Below are 18,774 nucleotides of genomic sequence, written 5' to 3'. Positions count from 1 at the left end.
CGGATGTTATTTTCATTCCTATACAAGCATTGGAGGGATTTCAGCATGGCAACGGTGATCGAAAATGCCTTTTTGAGCTGCGGGCGGGAAGATGCGCCTGTCAAAGTGGAAGTGTTTTTAAATCTCGCCTGCCCCTATTGCGCGACCTTTTTTCAAGCGGCCGACGATGTATTGCCCCCTTATCTTGCGAGCGGCCAGGTTCAGTATGTAATCAAACATTACGACAAGCCGCGCGAAATGCTGCTGTACGGCACCTTGGCGAACGCTTTTTTTGGATTATGAGGATCCGCAGCGGGTCTACGAGCTCATGAAAGAGCTGTTTGCCAAACAAAACCGCTGGAGCGAATCGGACAGCCATTCGATTAAAAAGCTGCTGGCGGAAGAATACGGCCTGCAGGAGCAGCCGGATAACATTGAGTTAAGCCTGCAAATCACGGCCGAAGCGATGAAACGCAAAGTAAAGATGGTCCCGACCGTGTTCATAAACAACAAGGAATTTCAGTTTCCTGCGGAGCTGGATGCAGATCAGTTAAAGCAGGAAGTCAAGCAGGCTTTGCCTTAGGCTAAGGCCTAACAATAGGCACAATGGACGATTTAATGAAAAGGCATCTTCTCTGACCGCGAGCGCCGGCGGAGAAGGAAGTTGTGAAAAGAACAGGGGCAAGCAGGAGGTGAAACCGTGAATATTACCTTGGATACAATTCAGGATAAAGTAGAGTTTTTTCAGGCTTACGATCTTAAGGTTCTGGAAAAAACGATCGAGGAACGCATCGACATTAACAAAGCTTTAATGCTCAAGGTTCATTCGGTGCAGCATCAGGCCGCCTTCGACCCGGTCCGAAACCAGCTGCAGTACAGCGCCGTGGTTCATTTTAAGGCTTAAACAGGCAGAAAACTATGTTAAATACATATGGCTGAGCAATAAAAAATGTGGCGGTAAAAAGAGGCACGTTTGCCGGCTTTGGCCGCAAACAAACAAAGGCTTGGGGGCGTGCGGCGCTTCCCAAGCCTTGTTTGTTTCAGATCGAATTTCGGCAATAACCGTTTAACCCTTACGCTCCTGCAAATATTGCAGCACTTCCCTCAGCTTCACCACATCGCCAAACTTGCGGTCGATATCGCTCAAATTGTTGCGATGCACAAGGTCGTCGCGGTCGCCGACCGCTTCGGCGGGTATGATCGGACGCATGGCGTATTGGATCGTTTCGGTCGCCATGGAACGGACGGCGCCGCTCGTGGAGAAGCCGCACAGGATCAGCGTATCGCAGTCGAAAGAACGAAGAAGGGGCAGCAAATCCGTATCGGAATAAACCGTGTAATATTTAGTAAAAATCTTGCGATCCGTTTGTCTCACCTTGATGCGGGGATCGATTTGGATCTCCGCCGGATCATGGGCGAGAGCCTCCATGGCAGGCACCTTGCGGAGAAATAGGTTCAGCGCCGGATCCTTTGGATCGAAATAAGAATTTGAAAAAATAACCGGACACCCCGTCTTATGCGCCGTATCCACCAGTTCGCTAATATGGGCGATCTCCTTATCCCATTCGCCGTGCATGGCCGAATCCTTGCTTGTGAACGCGGTATTGCAATCCATAACGAGCAGCACAGGGTGATCGCCGAAGCCGAAGCGGCCGGAGAATCCGCGGTTCAAATAATACTGCTCGATTTCCTCCGTGGAATAACGGCGTTGTCCCCCCGGCGTGTAATAGACGCGAATGCCGTACCCTTTTACAATGTCATCCTTCTCCAGCCTTCGCAAGCTCGTCGGAGAGACGCCAAGCAGCTTGGCCGCTTCCTGGATGGCTACTAACATAGGTATATCCTCCGTTTTGATGCTTCTCTTCTACTTAGTTTGATCGAATATCCTCCATCTTATCTTATCGACTCATTCCCGGCAACTTGTAAGGCTGAAGAAAAAGCCGCCTTTTATGCCATATATATGTTAGGTTTATTCACAAAAAGTTATTGACCCCTTCGGATTTACCGATATAATTATGGTATGTTTTGAATAAGTTTGGTTAGGTTTTATCGAATTTTACTCAAAATTGAAGGAGTGAGAGAAAATGAATCATGAAAGGTTCGATTTTATTCCAATTGTCGACAGAGAAACGCTGCCTCTGCCGGGCGGTGCCCGCGTAGCTTTGTGGGTCGTCCCGAATATCGAGCATTTTCACTTCGACCTGCCCAGTACGTCCATTGCACCGGTTACCGCCGGACTTGTCCCCGACATCATGAATTATTCCTGGCGCGACTACGGCAACCGTGTCGGGGTCTGGCGGTTGATGGACCTGATGGATAAATACGGAATCAAGGGAAGCGCAACGCTGAACAGCGAAGTGTGTGAAATGTATCCGCAAATCATGGAAGCAGGAATGAAGCTCGACTGGGAATGGCTCGGACACGGGCAAACCAACTCTCGCTTCGTTGTCGGCATGGAGGAAGAAGAGGAACGGCAAATTATCCGCAATGTGCGCGATACAATTACGGCCGCCACGGGTAAGGCACCGAAGGGCTGGCTCGGACCGGCACTGTCGGAAACCTTCAGTACGCCGGACATTCTTGCCGAGGAAGGTTTTACCTATGTCGCCGATTGGGTGAACGACGAGCAGCCTTATCCGATGAAGGTCCGCAGCGGCTCGCTGTACACGATTCCTTACTCCATTGAGATTAATGATATTACCGCTATTCTGAACCTGAACTATACCGCCGAGGAATTTGCGCAGTCCATCATCGATCAATTCGATGTGCTCTACGAGGAAGGCGGCCATACCGGCAAAGTAATGTCGATCTGCGTGCATCCGTTCCTGATCGGCCATCCTTTCCGGAGCAAATATCTGGAGAAAGCTTTCAAGCATATCCGCAGCCGTGAAGACGTCTGGATCGCAACAGGCAGCGAAATCGTCGAGTATTGGAAATCCGCAGCGGCCAAAGCGGCAACCATATAAAAGAACTCCCTCTGGGAAGGAAAGGGGTATACCCTCATGGATCAAACTACGATTAAAGAATGGATGAAAGTCATTCCGGAATCGGAATGGACAACATACCGCAAGGCAGGTTTTATGGAGGAAATGGAGGCCGGACAGCGGATGGCCCTGCTGGTCGTTGATGCCACTTACGGTTTTACCGGCTCGGAAGGACTTACACTGGAAGAGTCCATCGCGGAGTTTCCGACCGCCTGCGGCCCCGCTTCCTGGGAGGCGCTGCCGAAAATCGCGCAACTGCTCGGCTTATTCCGAAGCATGAATCAGCCTATCATCTTTACGCGCGGCGACGATTACAACAGCACCTATGCCGGCGGAGCCGTCAAGTCGAAAAGCAAGCTCGATATGAGCGGAAAGTTCAATGATTTCCCTGACCTCATCCAACCGCTGGAGAACGAGTGGGTGCTGGACAAAACAAAAGCGAGCGCCTTCTTCCAGACCTCGCTCACCGCTCATCTCATTCGGGAGGGCGTGAACACCGTAGTCGTATGCGGCGTATCCACCTCCGGCTGCGTGCGGGCAACGGCCGTGGACAGCCACTCCCATGGCTTCACCACCTTCGTCATCGACGAATGCTGCTTCGACCGCTCCTACTTCTCCCACTGCACGAACCTGTTTGATCTGAACGCCAAATACGCTAACGTGCTTTCGCTCGCGGAATTCCAGACCCTTTTGCCGGCAGCACAATCGGTATCGCTGTAAATTCTACCTGCGAAATTGAGCGGAAGCAGGGCATGCTTTAATGATGAATTAAGACATGGGATTTGGGGCGAGGAGACACGTGAAGAGCTGTTTGGGATAGACCATTACCGATTAAGCACGTGACTTTAAACGTCAAAAAGCTGATTCCTGCGAAGTGCAGGGATCAGCTTTTTAGTCTTTTTAAGATGAAGTCTTTTGTCCATGTCCAGAGGACGCACTGCTCTTAGTCGTTTTGATGCTGTCAATATGCTGCTGACGGATGGCCGGATCCGTGATATTGGCCTGTTTAAGCTCATCGTATATCTTTTGAATTGTTTCAGGATTGAACAGAGGTTCCGGCTTCTCCGTTTTTAACCGGATGAGCTTTCTGGATATAAACTCGGACAGCTCAGTGTCATAAACGATAAGTTCGTCCGAATGGATTTTTCGAAGTTCCGGGTCAATGCTGAACCTGCATCTCATCGTAAATGAAACCAACGAAACAAACCTCAGATTCGTCTCATCAGCAAGCAAATTTTCTACGGCCTTGATGTGCCCATAATTCTGCATCAAGGGGTTATACATCTTAAACCGGTTGCTGACGGACCATTGTTTGTCGGAACGCCCGCCTTTGATCTCACCGTTGTAGTTTTTGGTTTCAATAACGAATAAGGCATAAGGAGTGATAACCAGGTGGTCGATCTGCGAATAACCCGTCCGGGACTTCGGATTTTTTACCATAAGATCGCTAAGTGATTTGCAGTCCTTCGGCAGCTGATCCAGCTGAATATTGATCTTGTGCTCGCCTAATTCCCCGATTCGGCCGGCTTCTACTTTCCTGCGGGATTTGGATGCTGCGGCTGAGGGTGGCTTCTTAGAAACCTTAGCTGGCTGCGGCTTTCTAAATAGCGCGAGTATTTTATTTAGCATAAGGGAATCTCCGTTCTTCGAGTTCTAAACACGATTATTAATAAATTTATCGGTTTAACCTCACCATAAACTTAACATTCACTGGCGAAGGCGCTGTTCCCCTTATGAAGGCGCGATCCCCCTATGCTTTTAGCTTTTTTTCTACCTTTGTTATACCGAATGCCCCTACGACTTCACCTGTCCGCTATTTCAGCCGAACGATCACAGCTCTGTCCCCCGTTTCATCCGGCGTCAAAAGCAGGCCTTGCGGCGTTTGCTCGGCAGAAGCGCCGGTGACCGACTCCACCTCGTCAACGTTTCTCAGGACGAGATACCACGGCTTACCGCCACCTTGCCCCTGCTGCGGCTGCACTTGCGCCGTAATGCGGATTTCCCGGCCCGTTCTTTCCGCATTTACCTGAAGCTCCCGCTCGGCTTTGGTGCTGTAGACGACCGTCTCTGCGGAAGCTCCGTCCTGCAGCTCGAACAGATGAAGGCCAACGCCGTCCGCATAATCATAATCCGGCCGCTGTTCATTTTGCCCGACAGCAAGCAGCGTGTTCTCGCGGACAAACAGCGGCAGGCTGAAATAATCGTAATTCTCCGCATACCACTGTCCCCCTTCCCGCTGTTCGCCGGTCAGCAGATGCGTCCAGTGTCCCCGGGGCAAATAATAGCTGCCTTCGCCGCGGTTGTTGAAGATTGGCGCCACCAGCAGCTTGTCGCCAAGCATGTACTGCAGGTCCAGCGGCGCGCAGTTCGGATCGTCCGCAAACTCCAGCACCATGGAGCGCATCACCGGAAGCCCCGCTTCCACCGCCTCCACCGCTTTGCCGTACAGATACGGCATTAACGTGCATTTCAGCTTGGTGAAATAGCGAAGCACATCCACCGCCTCTTCGTCGAACAGCCACGGCACGCGGTACGACTCGTTCCCGTGCAGCCGGCTGTGGGACGACAGCAAACCAAACGCGGACCAGCGTTTGTACAGATCCGGCGTCGCCGTGCGCTCGAACCCGCTGATGTCGTGGCTCCAGAAGCCGAAGCCGCTCATGCCGAGGGACAAGCCGCCGCGCAGCGTTTCCGCCATGGAGGCGTAAGACGCGGAGCAGTCGCCGCCCCAGTGAACCGGGAACTGCTGACCGCCGGCGGTGGAGGAACGGGCGAACACCATCGCTTCGTTTTTCCCGCGGACTTCTTCCAGCGCTTCGAATACCGCCTTGTTGTACAGGAACGTATAATAGTTGTGCATTTTAACGGGATCGGAGCCGTCGTGATAAACGACATCCGTCGGGATCCGTTCGCCGAAGTCGGTTTTGAAGCAGTCGACGCCCATCCGAAGAAGCTCGATCAGCTTGTCTTTGTACCAGCGCACCGCAGCCGGATTCGTGAAGTCGACCAGGCCCATGCCCGACTGCCAGCGGTCCCACTGCCAGACGGTGCCGTCCGGATTTTTCACCAGATAGCCGTTCTGCTTGCCCTCCTGGAACAGGTCCGACTTCTGGGCGATATACGGATTGATCCAGACGCAGATGGAAAGCCCTTTGCTTTTAAGCCGTTCCAGCATGCCCTGCGGATCCGGAAAAACATCCTCATCCCACTTGAAGTCGCACCACTGGAATTCCTTCATCCAGAAGCAGTCGAAATGGAACACATGCAGCGGGATATCCCGCTCCAGCATCCCGTCCACAAAGCTGTTGACCGTTGCTTCGTCGTAGTTGGTCGTAAACGAGGTGGTCAGCCACAACCCAAACGACCAGGCCGGCGGCAGCGCAGGTTTGCCGGTAAGCGCCGTGTAATTGCCGAGCACGTCCTTGAGCGTATCCCCGCCGACGATGTAATATCTCAGCCTTTCGCCGGGAACGCTGAACTGCACCTTGGAGACGATTTCGGAGCCGACTTCATAGGAAACCCTTTCGGGGTGGTCCACAAAAATACCGTATCCGTAATTGGACAGGTAAAACGGGATATTTTTATAAGCCTGCTCGCTGGAGGTTCCGCCGTCTTCGTTCCACATGTCGACCGTCTGCCCGTTCTTCAGGTAAGGGGTAAAACGCTCGCCGAGCCCGTAGATGTATTCTCCGATCCCAAGATCAAGCTGCTCGCGCATGTAGACCTCCGGGCCAAGCAGAGATTTGATGTAGGCCGGACCTTTGTACCCCGTGCCGGTCAGTCTCCGGTCCCCGTAACGATAGTCCACCTGCCAGCCCTGCATCAGGTCGATGTTTACGCTCAGTTCGCCGCTGGCGAGGCGGGCAATGCCGCCCTCCTTGCTGACGGATACGGCTGCAGCCGGGTCCTGTCGGACTTCGAATTTCGGAGCCGCTTCATCGACGTCATTATGGATGTATTCGACGCAGATGACGTTTTTCATCGGGGAGCTGTAGCGGACGGTCAGCAAGGTGGTGTTCAGGGTTGAGCCTTTGTGTTCGATTTTTTTGGTCGAGGCATAAACCGTCACCGCATCCTCAGCCAGCTTCACATCCCGGATTTCAACCGGATATAATACGTTTAAGCCTGTTCTGACATGCCAATAACCATCAGTAAATTTCATCGCAAATGCTCCTATCCTTTATATTTTTCTAGTTCAAACTCAATCCTTCATGGAACCGGATACAATTCCGCCGACCACATAACGCTGCAGAGCGACGAAAATGATAATAATCGGCAGCGCCGCAATCGTGGCGACCGCCATCAGGTTGTTCCACTCGGTCCCGTATTGGCCGATGAAGCGGTACAGGCCCAGCGTCAGCGGGCGGACGGCGTCGTCGGTCGTCAAGGTGAGCGCAAACACGAAGTCCCCCCACCCGAACAGGAAGCAGAACACGGCGACCGTCATCATGCTCGGCACGACTAGCGGAACCATGATGCGGATAAAAGCGGTAAACTTGTTGCAGCCGTCGATCGCCGCCGCTTCCTCAAGCCCTTTGGGCAGCGCCATAAAGGAAGGCCGCAGAATCAGGACCGCAAAAGGCAGCGCGTGAATCATATCCGCCAGAATAAGTCCCAAATAATTGTCTACCAAATGCACCTTGGAAAACATGATAAACAGCGGCATCGCCATCGTAATGCCCGGCAGCATCTGGATCGCGAGCAGCAAAATCATGATCAGCGCTTTCCCTCTGATATTCAGCCTGGCCAGCGCGTAAGCGCCCGGCACCGCAAAAATCAAAGTCAGCACCATCGTGCCGATCGCCACGATAAAGCTGTTGCCGATATACCGGAGCATATCCTGGTTGTGAATGAAGTTGTCGGCGTAAGCCTGCCCCGTCGAATTCGCAAGTCCGAACTTCAGCGGCGTCGAAAACAAATCCGTAATCGGGGTGAGCGACGTTTTGATCATCCAATAGACGGGGAACAGGAACAGCGCCGTCAGGATCACCGAAATGAGGGTGAGCAGGTATGTTTTTCGGGAATAGGCGGTACTCATTATTGGGCTTCCTCCTTCCGCGTCATGTTCAGGTAAACGATCGCCAGCAGGATCAGAATAATAAACATCACCATCGATACGGCGGAACCCTGACTAAATTCAAACTTCGTAAAAGACAGCTGGTACGAATAAATCGGCAGCACATTGGAAGAGTTGACCGGGCCGCCCGCCGTCATGATAAAGATCAGGTCGAACACCTTAAACGTATTGATAATGCCGAGCATTAGCAGGATAAGAATCGTTGGTTTCATCAGGGGCAGCGTAATCTTCCTGAACTGCATCCCCCGGCTGGCCCCGTCCAGCTTGGCGGCTTCGTACAGCTGCTCCGGCATGCTTTGCAGACCGGTCAGCAAAATGATCATATTAAACGGAATGCCGATCCAGATATTGGCCACGATCGTGGACATCAGCGAAGTCCGGTTATCGCTGAGCCAGCTGTGCGGTTCATGGATGATCCCCAGCCACTGCAGCACATAATTGACGACTCCATAGTCGCCGTTCAGCATCCACTGGAACACCGAGGCGCTGATCACGACCGGCAGCATCCAGGCCAGCAGCATCAGCGAACGCATCAGATTTCGTCCGGGGAACCTCCGGTTGAAGAACAACGCAAACGCAAAACCGATGCCAAACTGAAAAAACAGACTGAATACCGTAAAAACAACGGAGTTCCGCAAAGCGGTATAAAACACCGGATCTTTAAACGTTTCGATATAGTTTTCCAAACCGGCAAAGGCATGCGCTTTCTTGAAGTTGTAGACGTTCACGTCCTGAAAGCTCAGCATCACATTATACAGAATTGGGAACAGCACAAACACGAGCACAAACAAAACGATCGGCAAAATGAATAGGTAATTCGTCCACGCGGTAAACAAGCCGGATCGCATCCGGGGATTGGCCTGCGGCATCGTTGGGCCAGCCGGGATCGTTGAGACCGTTTTGGATTCCATGACGGATTCCTCCTTTCGGAATTTCATCGCATAGGGGGTGGCGTACGCCGATCATGCGACGTGCACACGCCAACAGAATTGTTATTGAAACATCGTAAAAATATCGTTAGTGCGCACCTCGCACACCGCTTAGTCGGCCTGCTGTTCCTCAAGTAATTTATGAATGGCAGCGCTGGCCTTTTTCTGAGCGGCTTCCGGCGTTTCAGCACCGGTAAAAGCTTCCTGCATCATCGTTTGAATCGCTTCGGAAATGCTCGCATAATTCGGGCCGTAAGCCCGCGCTTTGGAATCCAGCATGCTGTCGGCAAAAACCTTCATTCTTTCATCCGACTGCCAAAACGGATCTTGAAGCAGATCCCCTCGGCTCGGCAGCCGTCCGTTTGTCTTCAAAAGCTCCTTCAGCCGGTCCGGCTCGTTGGCAAACTGGATGATGTCAAACGCCGTTTCTTTGTGTTTGGAGGCTGCGGAAATCGCCCAGTTTTCGCCGCCAAGCACGGTAGCCGACTGCTGATCGGCCGGCAGCGGCACAACGCCCCAGTTCACTTTCGAATTCTGATCGAGGAACGGAATCTGCCAGGTGCCGTTCTCCATCATCGCCAGCTTCCCGGCAGCAAACTGCGTGGCAGTATCCGCCTGCTTCTGGGTCACGATTTCCCGGGACATATACCCTTTGTTGACCATATCCGTCAGCAGGGTTAGCGCTTTCAAAGTTCCCGGTGCATCAAAGTCCGTAACATCGGCTCCTGCCTGCAGCAGAAACGGCAAAAATTGAAACGTACCTTCCTCCGTTTTGACCGCACTCATCGCAAAACCAAACACATTGCCTTTCGTCAGCTTGGCGGCCGCTGTCTGCAGTTCCTCCCAATTGGTCGGCGGCTTCAGGCCGGCCTGCTCCAGCATATCTTTGTTGTAAAAAAGGGCCAGGTTATTGCTGCCTACCGGCACCCCGTAATTCCGGCCCTCATAAACGGTCGATGACCACGGTCCTTTTACGTATTTATCGGCTTGCCCCCAGGCCTTCACTTCGTCCGTAATATCGGCGAGCACGCCCGCCGCGGCAAAGGTTTGATGGTCGGCGCTGTCGATCCACAAAATATCCGGCCCTTTGTCGCCGATCGAACCGAGCAGCAGCTTCGTCTTGATATCGTTGTAGGAAAGATAAGTCCGTTTGATTACGACATTCGGATGGACCGCCTCATATTCGCTAATAATCTTGTTGATGGCATTCACGCTGCCCTCCGTTGTCATCGTATCCCACCAGGTAATCGTCTGCTTCCCGCCGTCCGCTTGGCCGGTTCCGGAGCAAGCGGTGATCGTCAGCAGCAAAAGGACCGCAATTACGGCGGATAACATCTTTCTTGTATGGCTCATTTGAACGCTCCTTTCTTTGCTTGGTAAGACGGCCTGAAGGGCCGCTTCTAGCGAAAAAAACGGTTTCATTTCTCTCTCTGGCAAGCCCTCAGGTGACCCCTGTAGCTTGAGCACGAACATTAGAATATGGACAAGAATGTGGGCATTAGAACATAGCGGCTAGAACATCGAGCCCAATATAGAAAAAGCTCTCTTCACCCCGGTTTTGCATCCCCCCTTTCAAGGAATAAATCACTGATTGAAATCAATAACAAAATGATGTACGTACATCATTTTACTCCGAATAACTCCACTCCCTTGTAGGGAATGGATGATAAGGCCGGATATCTACTACATTCCGGTATTAAATGTAATATCTCGCGTTCTCCCGGGTCACCAGCTCAAGTTTGGTGATATGTTCCTTCAAATCAATAGGTTCATTATAAGCAAGATAATCAAAAAGAGTTTTGACCGCCAGGTAGCCCTGATTCACCGGATCTTGGCAAATTGTTGCCGAGACAAGCTGCCGCTGCAGGTCCTCATAGATTTCCTCCGTCATATCATGACCGATGAGCGGCATCTTTCCGGTCAAGCCCGCCTGCTCCAAATGTCTGGCAACAATATGCAGCTTGGCGCTGGTCACATAAACCGCATCCACCTGGGCGAACAAGTCTGCGAATATGCCGGGCTGATCATATTCTTCCTGCTTCAGTTTAAGCAGCTGGGTCAGCTGCGCCCGCTGTTCGGCGACCACTTCACGGAAGCCGGTGATTTTTTGCTGGAGCTGGAACGTAGTGGCCGAAGGAATGGAAGAAGCGTCCGAGGTAATCAGACCGAACTTCGCTCCGGGCCCTGTCATTTTGCACAGCATATCCGCAGCGAGCCTGCCGGCAATCCGATAATCGCAGCCGACATAAAACAACCGTTTGCTGAACGGCGAGTCGTTGTTGAAGGTACAAACCGCGATGCCTTCGTCCATGGCGCGGTCGATCAGCTCGGCCATTTCCTCCGAATCGTTCGGCGAAACCGCAATCGCGTCAAACGCCTTGCTGTCGATAATATCCTGAACCACCTGCTTCTGCTTCTCCATATCGTATTTCTCCGATTTGAACAGCTCGATCCGCAGCCCGTAATCGCGCAGTTCCTCCGTCGCCACTTCTACGCCTTTCTCAATCTGGCTCCAGAAATAATCCGGCAGCTCGGGGAACACGACGGCGACCGAAATCTCCTTCTTCCGCGACAGGAAACTCGCCGATTTGTTCGGCTTGTAATTCAGTTCGCCCAGCTTCTCCATCACTTTCCGGTACGTCTCGGGTTTCACGTTGCCCCGGTTATTCAGAACCCGGTCCACCGTTGCAACCGAAATGCCGATCTGCCGGGAAATTTCCTTTAAAGTCATTCGTTTCGTCTCGTTCATAATTCGCTCCGCAACTGTATTCGCTTTCATATGGCAATGATAAAAACTGTTGTAGTGTTATATGTTAGGTGTTGTCACGATCATAACGCTGATTTTTTTAGGTGTCAATAAAATTTGATTAAAAATTTCGATATTTTGATGTACGTACGTCATTTAAGATGAGCCAGAATTCATTTAATTCTACTACCTCTCTGCAATGGTTCAATTTAATGGTTATCCGTTACGGTAATCTAGTATAGCGAGTCCAGTCCGCATGTACTTTTCCCGTTCCCTTACTGCTTCCCTGCACGCATTTTCCTATAAATTTTCAATCCATGCCATTCTCTTGGTCTCCTTAACAGCAATAAAGAGAGACTCCAACTTACGGCTATTCCCTCTCCAGCATTAACATCTCCACAAACTTCACGTCCGCCGGAGCAAACTCATACGTCTTCAACTCTTCGGGACGCACCCATTCCACACGGTCGTGATCAACGAGTACGATTTCTCCTCTGACAAAGGTCGCCTTATACGCAAACAATCGGATATGCACCGATCCGTAGTCATGTTCATTCACGCCAAACGATTCATACGGCTGGATCTCAATGTTCATTTCCTCCCGGAGCTCCCGCTTCAGACATGCCTCAACCGATTCATCAGGCTCCAGCTTACCGCCGGGGAACTCCCACAGGCCACCCTGGGATTTTTCTTTCTTACGTCTGGCAATTAATATTTGGCCTTGTTCATTTTCAATGATGGCTGCGGCTACTTCGATCATGACTTCGCTCCCCGTCCTAATGCCTTATTAACTATGTAAATCCTTCTCTTCAATGGCTGAACAACTCCTTCCATATTATACCGAAAGACACCTGCCGGTAACAGCAGGTGTCTTCATGAAGGATTATAAAGCCAAACAAGTTAAGCCAAATTAAATTAGATCAGGTCATAACCACCGGCTCAATCGTTTCTCCACCGATCCGCATCCGGTCGATGCACAGCTGGCGATGCCCAGGCTCCGTATCTCCGATAATTCGGCGGTGATAGACAATCAGCCATTCGTCCTGCTCCTGGAGATGCAGGTAACCGTGATGCCCCGGACCTTCTGCAATCGGCTCCTGCCGCTCCAGAATCGTGCCTTTATTCTCGAACGGCCCCAGAGGATTGTCGCTCACGCCATAAGCTACGCGGTAGGTTCCGTTCGTCCAGCCGCCCATGGACCACATGAGATAATAGAGTCCGTCTTTCTTGATCATGCAGGGACCTTCCACATATCCCTCCGGCGTGATGGAACGGAATTCTTCCACGCTATCCGTACTCTGTCCGCTATCCTCGCTATTGCCCGTCAACGGAACAAATCCGGTCATCTCGTCATTCATTTGTGCCACGTTGCAGTGTCCCCAGCCGCCGTAGTAGAGATAAACGGTTCCATCCTCGTCTTTGAACAGATGGGCATCAATCGGCTGGGCCTGATGAATAAACCGGTTCACCAGCGGTTTCCCCAAGTGACCCCTGTATGGCCCTTCCGGGCGGTCGGCAACCGCAATCTCCAAACCGCCGATTTCCTCGTCGGATTGAATATCGTTGGAGGCAAAGACGAGATAATATTTTCCGTTGTGTTCGATATGGGTGGGTGCCCAAACCGCTCTCCAAATCCAAGGGAAATCGGCCATTTCGATTATGCCTTCATGTTTCTCCCAATCGGTCAGATTATCGGAGCTGAAGGCGTCCAGATTCATCTGCTTCGTATATTCCGTGAAGGACCGGGTCGCAAAGATCCAGTGTTTCCCCTCATACGTTCTGGCTTCAGGGTCCGCATACCAGCCGGGAATGATCGGATTCGCGATGTTTAGTGGCGGCAATTGCAGTCGCTCCTTTCTAACTTCTAGAACTTATAAAGCTGCTCCTCTTCCTTCTCCCGGATCCACACCTGCATAAATCCCGGCTCCCGGTTATCCCAGGCATAATAAGGGATAAACCGGCAGGTCCTGCCGCTTCCGTCTTTGCCTTCGAGCGCAGCAATCCCGCCCAGCAGGTCTGAGCGGTATTCAACCCGCAGCTTCCCGAAAGCGGACCAAGTCATTTCATCATACTTCAGCCCGGGATGATCAACTTGCTCGATGCAATAAACGACGGGACCACGCTGCACAGCGACCCGGCCTCTGTCGGCTTCCACTTCCTGTTTGGCCCGATTCAGCTGAACAGGCATATCGAGTTCCAGGAGAATCGTATCGCCCGCGGCCCAATGACGCTCAATCGAAAGATAACCGCGTTCCACTAAAGCTTCCACGCCGGACAGCCATTCTCCTCCCGCCTGAACCCGGTAGCCTCGGCACCAGCCGGGCACCCGCAATTGGAGAGTGAACACGCCGCTTGTCTCCGGGGACACCTCCAGCTGGACGGTTCCGCTCCAAGGGTAGGAGGTCTTCTGTTTCAGCGTGACCCGGTTCCCGTTCTTCAGCGCAATTTCGGCTTCACCTTGCATATACTGGTTGACCACAAGGCCTTGATCCGTCCGGGCATACACATATTGTCCGATGGAGGGCAGGAAACGGGCCAGATTCGTCGGGCAGCAGGAGGTATCAAACCAAGGCACGCGGTGATGATGCCCCTCAGAGGCAAGCGGATTTACGTAGAAAAAACGGTCCCCCGACAAAGCAATGCCGGACAGCGCGCCGTTATACATTTCACGCTCGACCACATCCGCATATTTGCCGTCCCCAAAGAGCAGGTTCATCCGGTGGTTCCAGAACACCATGGCAATGGCTGCGCAGGTTTCGCAGTAAGCAGATTCATTCGGCAAATCATAGTCATGCGTAAAACCTTCATTGTGATGGGAAGGCCCGATGCCTCCAGTCACATACATATTGCGCTCTACCGTATGCGCCCAGACGCGTTGCAAAGCGTCTACATAAGCCGGATCGCCCGACACATGCACGGCATCGGCCATCGCCGAATAGAGGTACATGGCGCGAACGGCATGTCCCGTTACTTTCTTAATCTCCCGGACCGGCACATCGTCCTGGCAGTAGGCGGGTCCCCACTCCGGTTTATCCCAGATGGCGCCAACGCCATGGCCGTGCCCCCGTTCTTCCAGCAGCCAGCAGGCCAGCTTCCAATACCGTTCCTCCCCGGTAGCCCGGTAAAGCTTGATCAGCGCCAGTTCGACTTCCTGATGCCCTTCCACCCAATGCCGCTTGCCCGGGCCGAAGGTTTGGTCGTAATGATCGGCCAGCCGGCAGGCGACGTCAAGCAGCTTTCTTTTTCCGGTGGCATCAAAGTAAGCAACGGCAGCTTCGATCAGATGCCCTCCGTTGTACATTTCATGTTTCTCCATGTCCGTCCATTTGTCGTCCGGAGCGACCAGCGTATAATACGTGCATAAATAACCGTCCGGTTCCTGTGCCGCGGCAATAAGATCAATGATCCGGTCCGCTTCAGCCTCCAGCCCCTTATCCCGCTCCAGCATCAGCGAATAAGCCACCCCTTCGAGCACCTTATACACATCGGAATCATTGAAGTAAATCCCCTCGAACTCCCCTTCGATCAGGCCGCCGGCTTTGGCGAAATTCGCGATGCGGCCCGTATCCTCGCATTTCTCCAGGCAGCTGGGCAGCGTAATCTTGTTTAAGACTTCGAGCCGCGGCCGCCAGAAGTGATCCGTCATTTTCACTTTTGTGAAAGAGACTTCATCCCAGTTCACAACCCCCACTTGCTTTGCAGTTGTCGTCACTAACCTCTCCTCGCTTTCCTTATCCCTTCAGTCCCGTTAAAGTGATGCCCTCCAGGAAATAACGTTGTCCGATCAGAAATACAACCACGCAAGGCAGCACCACCACCGCCGAAGCCGCCATCAGCAAATCCCACTGCGCACTATACGAACCCTGGAACATCTGCAAACCTAAAGCCAGCGTAAACAGCTTGTCGCTCTTCAAATAAATCAGCGGCCCCATAAAGTCGTTCCAGGAGCCCAGGAAGCTGAACAGAGCCACCACAATAAGCGCCGAACGGCTCAGCGGGAAAATAATGCTCCAGTAAATCTGAAAATAGCTGGCCCCGTCCACAACGGCTGCCTCGTCGAAATCTCTGGGAATCGTTAAATAAAACTGCCGCAGCAGGAAAATATTAAAGATTCCCCCTCCGAAGTAAGCGGGCACGATCAGCGGATACAGCGTGTCGTAGAAGCCGAGCATTTTCCAGCCCAGAAAGCTTGGAATCATCGTCACCGCAAACGGCAGCATCATGCTGGTCATCAGAATGGCAAACACGGTATCCCGGCCCTTCCATTGAATGCGCGCAAACCCGAAGGCGGCAATGCTGCTGGTCGCCACCGTTCCAATCAGAACACCGATCACAATGATAAGCGTATTCTTAAAAAAGATGTCAAAAGGCAGCGCGGTCAGCGCCCTCCGGAAATTATCCCAATGAAACGGCTCCGGAATCCATTCGGGCGGCATCGTGAAGATTTGCGATAAATCCATCAGCGAGCTGCGAAGGAGCCAGATGAACGGAATAATAAACATGAGCGAAATCAGGATAAGAGCCGTATACCCTGCGGCCAGCGTAAGCTTCGACGTTCTCACGGGCGCTCCCCTCCTTCGTAATACACCCAGGACTTCGAGGTTTTAAAGGTGATGAACGTAAACACCATGATAATGAGGAATAGAATCCAGGCCAATGCCGAGGCATAACCCATCTCGGTGTCCCGGAAGCCGGTTCTCCACAGGTAGAACACATAAAACAAACTTCGGTTGTTCGGTCCGCCCTGGGTCAGAATGTAGGCTTCGTTAAAGACCTGGAAGGAGCCTATGATCGCCATGATCGTATTAAAAAACAACGTAGGCGAAACCATCGGAATCGTAATCTGGCGCAGCTTGCTGTACCAGCCTCCCCCGTCCACTTCAATCGCCTCGTAATAAGATTGGGGAATCCCCGACAGACCGGCCAGAAAAATAATCACCGTGCTGCCGATCCCCCACAGCGTGGTCAGCACAACCGAAGGAATAACGGAGCCTTCCGCATACAGCCAATTGCTCGCCGGAATATGCAGCCAGCCCAGCATCGAATTCAGCAGCCCCAAATCCGGGTTCATCAGCCACATCCAGATCATCGCTGACGCTACGGCCGGCACGATGCTCGGCAGGTAAATAATCGTCCGGAACACCGCTCTGCCCTTCACGTTCATGTTCAGCAATAAAGCTATGGCAAAGGATACAATAATAACGGCCGGCACCCGTAGGAGTACAAAATAGAAAGTGACCCCCAAAGATTTATAAAAAAGGTCGTCCTCCCCGGAAAACAGTCTCGCATAGTTGCTGAATCCGACAAAAGAGGTCTGATCCTTAAATACGTTGTAGTTGGTTAAGCTGAGCACCAAGCTTGCAATCATCGGTCCCAGCGTGAAAATGATAAAACCAAGGATCGCCGGCGCGGTGAACAGCAGTCCGTACCATAAGCCTTTGCGCATGTCTGCCTCCCCTCCCGTAAGCTCCCGAGGAAGAAGACAATGGCCCATTAAGCAGAACGTCGTCTTCGCTTCCTCGCAGCCTCGCGGTTTTCTTCGCTATTTAATATCCCGCCGTCCCTGCACCTGCGCCTGCGCTTTGGCGGCGACTGCATCCATCGCTTCCTGCGCCGTCTGCTGGCCCAGCCACACTTTATCCAAGGCCGGATTCACGATGTCCATGATCTTGTTGAAGTTCTTTACATAGCCGGTTGGCGTCTGATGTCCTTTCGTCAAAATGACGTCCACGATGGCGTCTTTATAGCCGGACGGGCGTGCATCCAGATTGTCCGTCCATTTGGCGAGCATATCCGGTTCGGTGTACCAATTCTTATACGACGGCATCCAGGTGCCGCTCGTAATCATTTCGATCGAAGCCTCCGGATCGATCAAAGCCTTCAGCAGCTCCCAGGCCTCCTGCGGATGTTTCGTCGATTTGAACATCGAGAACATGCCGCAAACGACGGTCGTGACCGGGTCTTTCAGAACAGGCAATACGCCTACGTTGAAATTAAATTTGGACTGCGCCAGTCCGGCGGTCGCCCACTGCCCGTCAATGGCCATCGCCACCTTTTTGGTTTGCAGCGCAATGTTGGTGGCCGGGATGTTCTTCGCTTGCACCGGTGAAGGCGAAACATGATAGACATTGATCAAGTCGGACATTTTTTGCAGCGCATCCACTGCCGCAGGTTCATTTAAAGCAAACTTTTTGCCGTCCGCAGAGACAAAATCCCCGCCGTTAGAATAAATGAAGTTGCTGTACACGCCCCACCAGGTCGAGGCGCTTACGCCGTATTGCTTGATGTTTTTAGGATCAAAGTCCGGATCATCGGCGGTCTTGCCATTTTTATCGACGGTCAGCTTTTTGGCTACGTCCACAAATTCATCCCATGTCCAGGCCTCCGACAGCTTGCTTGGAGGAGGGGCAATGCCTGCTTCCTTAAAGATATCTTCATTGTAGAAGAGGCCAAAGGATTCCGGGCCAGGCCCGATGCCGATCACGTTGCCCGGCTCCAGCGAATACATGATGTTCGGAACGAGACTGTCCACGTTGATGAACTGGTCTTTGCTCAGAAACTCCTGCAGATTATAGAATTTCCCCTGCTCGGCGAGCGGGTAGGCGATCGTACCCGATTCCATCATGGCGATATCCGGTACGTCATTGCCCGCCACCATCGTCGTCAGCTTGGTGTCATAATCAGCGGCAATATGCTGCAGCTCCACCTTGATATTCGGGAACTTCTCTTCGAAACGCTGAATCGCAAATTTGTAGGCAGCGACTTCCTCCGGTGAACCCCATACGGTCATGCGGAGCGTAATTTTCTCCTTCGAGCCGGATTCGCCGGATGCCGAAGGCGAGGATGAGTTGTTGCTCGCACCAGGTGTTCCGCAGCCGGAGATGACGGCAACAAACATAAACATCAAGACGATGAGGACTATGATCGGTTTCCTTTGTCTTTTCATTTCCTGAACCCCTCTCGATTCCATCCTTGGATTCATAGCTGCAGTCTATGTTGCTTTGATTATAAATTCAAGGGCAGCGCTTACATAACCCGAAACTCTTTGGAAGGGTGGAC

Annotated in this window: 18 protein-coding genes; 5 read left to right on the top strand and 13 right to left on the bottom strand. The window is 52.3% G+C overall.

The genetic code is table 11. The features are described 5' to 3' along the window. Positions 1-45 precede the first annotated feature (45 nt). The 3 genes from CBE73_RS22520 to CBE73_RS17790 all read left to right on the top strand — a co-directional run bounded on the left by CBE73_RS22520 (position 46) and on the right by CBE73_RS17790 (position 883). A complete protein-coding gene (locus CBE73_RS22520) occupies positions 46-282 on the top strand; it encodes a thioredoxin domain-containing protein (protein ID WP_229752531.1) in 237 nt (78 codons plus the stop codon). Next, complete coding sequence (locus tag CBE73_RS22515; RefSeq protein WP_229752530.1) at positions 272-562, top strand: DsbA family protein; 291 nt, start codon at positions 272-274, stop codon at positions 560-562. Before CBE73_RS22520 ends, CBE73_RS22515 begins: the two co-directional genes overlap by 11 nt. Positions 563-679: 117 nt before the next feature. Next, entirely contained in the window at positions 680-883 is a 204-nt protein-coding gene (locus tag CBE73_RS17790; RefSeq protein WP_068693342.1) for a DUF2536 family protein, read from the top strand. A 162-nt stretch (positions 884-1,045) separates the two neighbouring features. Here the strand turns inward: CBE73_RS17790 and CBE73_RS17785 are convergent, their stop codons facing one another. Continuing rightward, the gene (locus CBE73_RS17785; RefSeq protein ID WP_229752529.1) at positions 1,046-1,813 is read right to left on the bottom strand and encodes an isochorismatase family protein; all 768 of its coding nucleotides are present in this window, start codon (positions 1,811-1,813) and stop codon (positions 1,046-1,048) included. A 250-nt stretch (positions 1,814-2,063) separates the two neighbouring features. Between CBE73_RS17785 and CBE73_RS17780 the strand changes: the two genes are divergently transcribed. After that, positions 2,064-2,945: a polysaccharide deacetylase family protein gene (locus CBE73_RS17780; RefSeq protein ID WP_094095363.1), complete on the top strand. Its 882-nt coding sequence runs from the start codon at positions 2,064-2,066 to the stop codon at positions 2,943-2,945. Positions 2,946-2,981: 36 nt separating this feature from the next. Then, positions 2,982-3,683, top strand: a complete 702-nt coding sequence (locus CBE73_RS17775; protein ID WP_094095362.1) for an isochorismatase family protein — start codon at positions 2,982-2,984, stop codon at positions 3,681-3,683. A gap of 180 nt (positions 3,684-3,863) precedes the next feature. Here the strand turns inward: CBE73_RS17775 and CBE73_RS17770 are convergent, their stop codons facing one another. From CBE73_RS17770 to CBE73_RS17715, 12 genes are all read right to left on the bottom strand, one after another. Continuing rightward, complete coding sequence (locus CBE73_RS17770; protein ID WP_094095361.1) at positions 3,864-4,592, bottom strand: nuclease-related domain-containing protein; 729 nt, start codon at positions 4,590-4,592, stop codon at positions 3,864-3,866. A 184-nt stretch (positions 4,593-4,776) separates the two neighbouring features. Then, positions 4,777-7,125, bottom strand: coding sequence for an alpha-xylosidase (gene yicI, locus CBE73_RS17765; RefSeq protein WP_094095360.1), 2,349 nt, complete (start codon positions 7,123-7,125; stop codon positions 4,777-4,779). Positions 7,126-7,164: 39 nt separating this feature from the next. Then, the gene (locus tag CBE73_RS17760; RefSeq protein ID WP_094095359.1) at positions 7,165-8,001 is read right to left on the bottom strand and encodes a carbohydrate ABC transporter permease; all 837 of its coding nucleotides are present in this window, start codon (positions 7,999-8,001) and stop codon (positions 7,165-7,167) included. After that, positions 8,001-8,951: a carbohydrate ABC transporter permease gene (locus tag CBE73_RS17755; RefSeq protein WP_229752528.1), complete on the bottom strand. Its 951-nt coding sequence runs from the start codon at positions 8,949-8,951 to the stop codon at positions 8,001-8,003. Before CBE73_RS17755 ends, CBE73_RS17760 begins: the two co-directional genes overlap by 1 nt. Before the next feature lie 129 nt (positions 8,952-9,080). Then, a complete protein-coding gene (locus tag CBE73_RS17750) occupies positions 9,081-10,322 on the bottom strand; it encodes a sugar ABC transporter substrate-binding protein (protein ID WP_157739615.1) in 1,242 nt (413 codons plus the stop codon). A 343-nt stretch (positions 10,323-10,665) separates the two neighbouring features. Beyond that, positions 10,666-11,718, bottom strand: coding sequence for a LacI family DNA-binding transcriptional regulator (locus tag CBE73_RS17745; protein ID WP_174704766.1), 1,053 nt, complete (start codon positions 11,716-11,718; stop codon positions 10,666-10,668). Positions 11,719-12,085: 367 nt separating this feature from the next. Then, positions 12,086-12,475, bottom strand: a complete 390-nt coding sequence (gene mutT / locus CBE73_RS17740) for an 8-oxo-dGTP diphosphatase MutT (protein ID WP_094095356.1) — start codon at positions 12,473-12,475, stop codon at positions 12,086-12,088. Between the two features lie 160 nt (positions 12,476-12,635). Next, positions 12,636-13,556: a glycoside hydrolase family 43 protein gene (locus CBE73_RS17735; protein WP_094095355.1), complete on the bottom strand. Its 921-nt coding sequence runs from the start codon at positions 13,554-13,556 to the stop codon at positions 12,636-12,638. A 23-nt stretch (positions 13,557-13,579) separates the two neighbouring features. Further along, positions 13,580-15,427, bottom strand: coding sequence for a glycoside hydrolase family 127 protein (locus tag CBE73_RS17730; protein WP_229752527.1), 1,848 nt, complete (start codon positions 15,425-15,427; stop codon positions 13,580-13,582). A 19-nt stretch (positions 15,428-15,446) separates the two neighbouring features. Further along, entirely contained in the window at positions 15,447-16,217 is a 771-nt protein-coding gene (locus tag CBE73_RS17725) for a carbohydrate ABC transporter permease (protein ID WP_094096395.1), read from the bottom strand. A gap of 56 nt (positions 16,218-16,273) precedes the next feature. Then, positions 16,274-17,161, bottom strand: coding sequence for a carbohydrate ABC transporter permease (locus tag CBE73_RS17720; RefSeq protein WP_068693329.1), 888 nt, complete (start codon positions 17,159-17,161; stop codon positions 16,274-16,276). Positions 17,162-17,257: 96 nt separating this feature from the next. Further along, positions 17,258-18,661: an ABC transporter substrate-binding protein gene (locus CBE73_RS17715; RefSeq protein ID WP_094095354.1), complete on the bottom strand. Its 1,404-nt coding sequence runs from the start codon at positions 18,659-18,661 to the stop codon at positions 17,258-17,260. Between the last annotated feature and the right edge of the window lie 113 nt (positions 18,662-18,774).

Origin of the sequence: Paenibacillus physcomitrellae (assembly GCF_002240225.1) — a bacterium.
GTDB classification, from domain to species: domain Bacteria; phylum Bacillota; class Bacilli; order Paenibacillales; family Paenibacillaceae; genus Fontibacillus; species Fontibacillus physcomitrellae.
This window is presented reverse-complemented; position numbering and strand designations above follow the sequence as displayed.

Excerpts from the sequence above, each read along its gene's own strand:
- CBE73_RS22520 (WP_229752531.1), top strand. The coding sequence starts at position 46 with ATGGCAACGGTGATCGAAAATGCCTTTTTGAGCTGCGGGCGGGAAGAT.
- CBE73_RS17785 (WP_229752529.1), bottom strand. The coding sequence starts at position 1,813 with ATGTTAGTAGCCATCCAGGAAGCGGCCAAGCTGCTTGGCGTCTCTCCG.
- CBE73_RS17780 (WP_094095363.1), top strand. The coding sequence starts at position 2,064 with ATGAATCATGAAAGGTTCGATTTTATTCCAATTGTCGACAGAGAAACG.
- CBE73_RS17775 (WP_094095362.1), top strand. The coding sequence starts at position 2,982 with ATGGATCAAACTACGATTAAAGAATGGATGAAAGTCATTCCGGAATCG.
- CBE73_RS17770 (WP_094095361.1), bottom strand. The coding sequence starts at position 4,592 with ATGCTAAATAAAATACTCGCGCTATTTAGAAAGCCGCAGCCAGCTAAG.
- yicI (WP_094095360.1), bottom strand. The coding sequence starts at position 7,125 with ATGAAATTTACTGATGGTTATTGGCATGTCAGAACAGGCTTAAACGTA.
- CBE73_RS17760 (WP_094095359.1), bottom strand. The coding sequence starts at position 8,001 with ATGAGTACCGCCTATTCCCGAAAAACATACCTGCTCACCCTCATTTCG.
- CBE73_RS17755 (WP_229752528.1), bottom strand. The coding sequence starts at position 8,951 with ATGGAATCCAAAACGGTCTCAACGATCCCGGCTGGCCCAACGATGCCG.
- CBE73_RS17750 (WP_157739615.1), bottom strand. The coding sequence starts at position 10,322 with ATGAGCCATACAAGAAAGATGTTATCCGCCGTAATTGCGGTCCTTTTG.
- CBE73_RS17745 (WP_174704766.1), bottom strand. The coding sequence starts at position 11,718 with ATGAACGAGACGAAACGAATGACTTTAAAGGAAATTTCCCGGCAGATC.
- mutT (WP_094095356.1), bottom strand. The coding sequence starts at position 12,475 with ATGATCGAAGTAGCCGCAGCCATCATTGAAAATGAACAAGGCCAAATA.
- CBE73_RS17725 (WP_094096395.1), bottom strand. The coding sequence starts at position 16,217 with ATGTTTATTATTCCGTTCATCTGGCTCCTTCGCAGCTCGCTGATGGAT.
- CBE73_RS17720 (WP_068693329.1), bottom strand. The coding sequence starts at position 17,161 with ATGCGCAAAGGCTTATGGTACGGACTGCTGTTCACCGCGCCGGCGATC.
- CBE73_RS17715 (WP_094095354.1), bottom strand. The coding sequence starts at position 18,661 with ATGAAAAGACAAAGGAAACCGATCATAGTCCTCATCGTCTTGATGTTT.